At 57.6% G+C, this 4519-nt stretch carries 5 protein-coding genes; 3 read left to right on the top strand and 2 right to left on the bottom strand.

Annotated elements, in window-relative coordinates:
* The first annotated feature begins 290 nt into the window (after window positions 1–290).
* The 3 genes from upp (at window position 291) to NW849_RS13925 (ending at window position 2819) form a co-directional block, all read left to right on the top strand.
* Window positions 291–980 (top strand): uracil phosphoribosyltransferase, encoded by a 690-nt coding sequence (upp, locus tag NW849_RS13935; RefSeq protein WP_414344397.1) that lies wholly within the window; start codon window positions 291–293, stop codon window positions 978–980.
* Between the two features lie 191 nt (window positions 981–1171).
* Window positions 1172–2140: an HAD hydrolase family protein gene (locus NW849_RS13930; RefSeq protein ID WP_414358400.1), complete on the top strand. Its 969-nt coding sequence runs from the start codon at window positions 1172–1174 to the stop codon at window positions 2138–2140.
* Entirely contained in the window at window positions 2127–2819 is a 693-nt protein-coding gene (locus tag NW849_RS13925) for a tetratricopeptide repeat protein (protein WP_414358398.1), read from the top strand. Before NW849_RS13930 ends, NW849_RS13925 begins: the two co-directional genes overlap by 14 nt.
* A gap of 100 nt (window positions 2820–2919) precedes the next feature.
* Here the strand turns inward: NW849_RS13925 and NW849_RS13920 are convergent, their stop codons facing one another.
* Both NW849_RS13920 and NW849_RS13915 read right to left on the bottom strand, forming a co-directional pair.
* On the bottom strand, window positions 2920–3066 hold the full coding sequence (locus tag NW849_RS13920) for a hypothetical protein (protein ID WP_187147235.1): 147 nt from the start codon (window positions 3064–3066) through the stop codon (window positions 2920–2922).
* A 63-nt stretch (window positions 3067–3129) separates the two neighbouring features.
* Window positions 3130–4251: an LptF/LptG family permease gene (locus NW849_RS13915; RefSeq protein WP_414358395.1), complete on the bottom strand. Its 1122-nt coding sequence runs from the start codon at window positions 4249–4251 to the stop codon at window positions 3130–3132.
* Between the last annotated feature and the right edge of the window lie 268 nt (window positions 4252–4519).

The raw sequence follows: 4519 nt of genomic DNA, 5'->3' as shown, positions 1-4519 counted from the left end.
AAAAACCAACTTCATCCTCTTTCCTCTATAAATTATTCTCTCTATCCTAACATAAGATCAACACGACCTAGGACACTTCACCCGCACTTAGGGCGCTGAATGCACTGAACCAGAAGGCTTGTCTCAGTAGCCTAATCTGAACAGCTACAACCTGCAGACCTCGTTCTGTCCCAACCCTGCTTGATCAAAGAGTTCCACCTGTTGGGCATTTGCCGGAGCTATTGATCCGGTCGGGATGGAGTTGCGGTCAAGTCAATTGGAGAGCTTGCTTTCTGCTGAGGCAACCCGCTATGCTACCGCCCAGATTGAGGCATTCTCCCGTGGCAAGTCAGCAGCTTCGTGTTTATGTCCCCCCTCACCCGCTCATCAAGCATTGGCTAACTGTGGCTCGGGATGCGGAGACTCCCATGCCCCTGTTTCGCACGGCCATGTCGGAGCTGGGCCGTTGGCTGACCTATGAGGCGATGCGGGAGTGGATCCCCACCCAGACCGTTCAGGTGCAAACCCCTTTGGAACCCGTTGCCGCGGAGGTCATTGCGCCGGATACCCTGCTGGGCATTGTGCCTGTATTGCGAGCCGGTTTGGCGATGTTAGAGGGTTGTCAAGCCCTTTTGCCCCAGGCGCGGATCTTTCACATCGGTATGGTGCGGGATGAGGAAACGCTGCAGGCCAGTTGCTACCTCAATCGCCTTCCAGAGCGGATCCCTGAGCAGATGCGCATTCTCATTCCCGAGCCGATGTTGGCCACCGGGGGCACGCTGCTGTGGGTTTTGGATGAGCTGAAAAAGCGGGGGGCGGATCCCAGCTTGGTCCGGATTGTCTGCGCATTGGCAGCGCCCCCAGGGTTACAGCGGTTGGGATCCCACTACCCGATGGTGCAAATCTTCTGCGCCATGATTGACGAGCGGCTGAACGATCGAGGATTTATCTTGCCCGGGCTGGGGGATGCAGGGGATCGCGCCTTCGGCACAGAGAACTAGCCACTGACCCACTCAATCTGTCTGTCTTCTCTGCTGCTGGTTTTTGAGCCAAGATCTTCGGCGACACACGCATTCTGTAGTGCTCAATCGAGCTTTTACCACTTCTGGCGCACGGATTGCCCATTCACCCAGATGCTTTGAGGGAGAGCATTTGAGGCTAACCCCCCTCAGATTGGTCAAGCTATTGGATCATGGGTAATGTTGGCCGCTTCAGGGATCCCGGTCGCGCTACTTGCAATTCTGACGGGGCCAGCACCTTTTCCCTTCCTGCGCCTATGCGACTTGTCCTTACCAGTTTGGATGGCAGCTTGCTGGATCTGGAGTCCAACAGCTATGGTGCTGCCCGACAAGCCTTGGCTGCCCTAGAGCGCCGCTCCATTCCCTTGGTGCTCTACAGCCTGCGCACCCGTGCTCAACTGGAGCAGGTGCGGCGGCAGTTACGCCTGGAGCATCCGTTCATCTGCGAGGATGGATCCGCCGTTTACGTGCCTGAGCATTACTTCCCGGCGGGCATTCTGGATGAGCAGTGGCAACACCGACCGCCCTACTACGTGTATGCCTTGGGTCTGCCCTATTCTCGCCTGCGCAGCATCTTGCAACAGGTGCGCCAAGATTTCCACTTGGACTTGATCGGGTTTGGGGATTGGACTGCCTCTGAACTGGCCGCTGCCACCGGGATCCCTTTGGAAGAGGCGGAGCGGGCGCAGCAGCGAGAGTACAGTGAGATTTTCAGCTATTCCGGGGATCCCGAAACCCTACGGGAAGCTTTTGCCCAACAAGAGGCCAACCTCACCCAACATCTGCTGCGGGTGCGTCAGCTCCACTTCTCCAGCCTGCCGCAATGGTATCTGACCGGATGGATACGGCCAACGATGGCCGCAGAACCCAATTTCTTGCCGGGGGAGCAGGCGGTGCGGCGGCTGCTGGATTGCTATCAACGGCATTTGGGCCCTATCAAGGCTTTGGGCATTGGTTGTTCCCCGCCCGATGTGGCCTTTTTGCGGTGGACGGAGCAAAAAGTGGTGCTTCCCAGCCCAATTGCGGATAGCCTCTGGAGTGAGGCCCTGCCCCAATGGCAATTGGCTCAGCTCCCCGGCCCAGAGGGGTGGAATGAAGTGGTGTTGATGTGGTTGGAGGAAACAGATCATGGTGATGAATAAGCAGCAGAGCGGTTGTCAGGCTGTCCCCCTGGGCTTGAGAACGGCGGGATGCTTGCTGAGTTTGGCGATGGCCATGCCCGCCTACGCACAACCGCCCATGACCCTACTGACAGGAGAACCGACGGTCGCCCAACTGAAGGAAGACGGAGCCCGCTACCTGCAGATGGGCTTTCATACCTTGGCCATCAACGCCTACCGGAGCGCGATTGAACTGGAAGAAAAAACCTTGGTGCTGCCCAGCGAACGGGATCCCGATGTGCCTTTTAACCTCGGCTTGATCTACGCCCGTCAGGGCAAGCTGGCGGAGGCGCGCGCTGCCTTTCAACGCTCGGTAGAGGTGGATCCCAGTAGCTTTAAGGCCCGCTATCAACTGGCTTTGGTGGATCTCAAGCTGGGGAACCTGGCCGCAGCCAAAGAGCAGCTCACCCTTTTGGCCCATGCCGCCAGCAACCATCCGGAAACCCACAGCCATATTCAATCTTTACTGGCCACTCTGGAGTCTGTGCCCCTGCCCGGCCAACAAGGGAAAAACCCGGCTCGTCCTCCAGCCGTCGAGTCAGAAGCCGCCAAGCTCTTGCTCGAACCTCAGAAAACAGAAACAGCCGCCCTGCCAACTGCGACTGAAAAGAAAGGGCCAGAGGAAGAGAAACCCCTCTCGCTTCTGCAGCGGCTCCGCTAACAGGAGCGGGACTAGTTCTCTCTCGGCCCAGACTGACAACCCATGAAGGCATGTAGCTGGATGCCAGGGATCCCACTGGTCACCGGGCCTTGGGCTAGGCTCACCCCTTTTTGGGATCCGACTGAGAATCTTCGGGCTGGGGCCCTTTGGTGGTGAACACCGTGGTGAACATCATCAGCATGCCTCCCCCCAAAATCAGCAGGGCCAATCCTCCGAACATCCAATTCATCCAGGCTTGGATTTCCATGGGGGGCTCTCCAGAATGCATAGGCAACCCTGATCCTACATCTGGAAAAACGGTGCCCAGCAGCTATTGATTGGCTCGGTGAAGCAACCCCAGTCCTACGACGGCACAGATGAAGTTGGGCAACCAAGCCGCCGTTGCCGGCCCCAGCGTCCCAATTTGTCCCAGCGCCTGGGTGATGAACAGCAGCACATAGAAGGCAAAGATAATCAGCACACTGATGCCCAACCCCAAAGAGGAACCGGTGCGTTGCGGGCGCAATCCCAAAGGCACCCCAATCAGGGTGAACGCCAGACACGCAAAGGGAATGGCATACTTCTGGTTGAGGCTGACCTGTAGACGACGCACCCGTTGCAGATCGCCAGAGCTGGCAATCACTTCGATATAATGGTTCAGCTCTCGAATGTTCATTTCCTCAGGGCTGCGGATCTCTTGAGCCAGCTCCAGTGGTGCGCGAGGCAGGCGCAACTCCTGCCGGCTGAAGGTGGCAATGTTGCTGTAGGTGCCATCAGGAGAAACGATGTAGTTGGTGCCATCCTCAAACACCCAAAGATTCTCTTGGGGATCCCAGCGTCCCCGTTGGGCCAGCAGGATTTGGTTGAGCGCTTCGTTGGAAAAATCTAGGACGATAATGCCGCGCATTTGCTTCCCATCGAAGCTGCGGGCGTAGAACTGACGGGTTAGCCCTTGTCGCCGGGAAAAGGTGCCGTCCGGCTCAGGCATGAGGATCTCGCCAAATTCTTGGTAGAGGATATTCTCCCGCCGGAAGTCGGGATCCCGATTTAAAGCTCGATTCAAAGTCGTGGCCGCTTGGCGATTGCTCACCGGCACCACCAGCTCATTGAACAGAAACGTTAACGTCGTCACCAGCAAGCTGAGGACGAGGGCAGGCACCATGAGGCGGTAAAGGCTCACCCCGCATCCGCGCAAGGCCGTGATCTCGTTGTCGGCAGACAAGCGCCCATAGGCCAGCAACGTGGCCAGCAACATGGACATCGGGAACGTCAAAACGATGATCCCCGGCGCCCGCAACACAAACACCTGTAACGCCGCCGAAAGCGACAGACCCGCTTCCACCACCAGGCGCACCAGCTCAAACAGGGATCCCACCGCCATCACCAAGGTTGTGAAAGCTCCCACCCCAAAGAGAAACGGCAGCAGCATCTCCGAGAGGACATAGCGATCCATCAGGCCCACCGCGCAAACGAGGGAGAACGTGCTGGAGGAACGGCCAACCGGATGGGTGGGGGGAGAATGAAGTTTCACGAAGCCAGAGGAAATAGTGGGCAGAACAGCAAGATCCTTATCCAGCCAGAGAAGCCGGAAACTGATGAACTACCCCACCGCATGGGCGGATGGGGTTTCTGATGCCCCATTCGCTTGACGGCAGGATTTTAGTCTCTTCCTCTGCCCCAGTTGCTTCATAGACCCGCAGGACTTTGAAGTAGAGCTGGAG

Source organism: Synechococcus sp. R55.3 (assembly GCF_047461975.1).
Taxonomy (GTDB): domain Bacteria; phylum Cyanobacteriota; class Cyanobacteriia; order Thermostichales; family Thermostichaceae; genus Thermostichus.
Note: the sequence above shows the minus strand (reverse complement) of the source record. Positions and strands in the feature narration are given on the sequence as shown.

Excerpts from the sequence above, each read along its gene's own strand:
- NW849_RS13920 (WP_187147235.1), bottom strand. The coding sequence starts at position 3,066 with ATGGAAATCCAAGCCTGGATGAATTGGATGTTCGGAGGATTGGCCCTG.
- upp (WP_414344397.1), top strand. The coding sequence starts at position 291 with ATGCTACCGCCCAGATTGAGGCATTCTCCCGTGGCAAGTCAGCAGCTT.
- NW849_RS13915 (WP_414358395.1), bottom strand. The coding sequence starts at position 4,251 with ATGGATCGCTATGTCCTCTCGGAGATGCTGCTGCCGTTTCTCTTTGGG.
- NW849_RS13925 (WP_414358398.1), top strand. The coding sequence starts at position 2,127 with ATGGTGATGAATAAGCAGCAGAGCGGTTGTCAGGCTGTCCCCCTGGGC.
- NW849_RS13930 (WP_414358400.1), top strand. The coding sequence starts at position 1,172 with ATGGGTAATGTTGGCCGCTTCAGGGATCCCGGTCGCGCTACTTGCAAT.